This window comes from Pedococcus sp. P1_H8 (genome assembly GCF_056405175.1).
On the sequence record NZ_JBFUCP010000045.1, the window covers coordinates 1 to 686 of the forward strand.

1 protein-coding gene is annotated in these 686 nt (G+C 74.3%); it reads left to right on the forward strand.

Features of this window, described 5'->3' with window-relative positions; genetic code table 11:
- Positions 1–686 (forward strand): histidine kinase dimerization/phospho-acceptor domain-containing protein (locus AC1DYG_RS18730; RefSeq protein WP_477641377.1); only part of this gene is annotated, 686 nt, incomplete at both ends.

Consider the following 686-nt stretch of genomic DNA (forward strand, 5'->3'; position numbering starts at 1 on the left):
ACCCGGACCTGCCGGTGGACCCCGGCCCGGACCCGGTGACGGTCGGCTCGATCGGGCACCCCGACCAGCACTGGCGGGCCCTGACCGCCGTCACCCCCGAGGGCGCCGTCACGGTCGCGATCCGGCTCGCCGACGTCGACCAGACCGTGGAACGGCTGGTCGGACTGCAGGTGGGGATCGGCGTCGTGGTGCTCAGCGTGCTCGGCGTCGCGGGCTACCTGGTGGTGCGCCGCAGCCTGCGTCCGCTGGTGGAGGTGGAGCACACGGCGGCGGCGATCGCGGCGGGGGACCTGCACCGCCGGGTCCCCGAGCGCGACGAGCGGACCGAGGTCGGCAGGCTGTCGGTGGCGCTCAACGGGATGCTCGCGCAGATCCAGACCGCGTTCGCCGCGACCGAGGCGTCCGAGGAGTCCGCCCGGCGCTCCGAGGGCCGGATGCGCCGGTTCGTCGCCGACGCCAGCCACGAACTGCGCACCCCGCTGACCACCATCCGCGGCTTCGCCGAGTTGTACCGGCAGGGCGCGACCACCGACACGGACATGCTGATGGCGCGGATCGAGGGGGAGGCGTCGCGGATGGGTCTGCTCGTCGAGGACCTGCTGATGCTCGCCCGGTTGGACGCGCAGCGACCGCTCGCGCAGGAGCACGTCGACCTGCTGGCGGTGGCCTCCGACGCCGTCCACGAC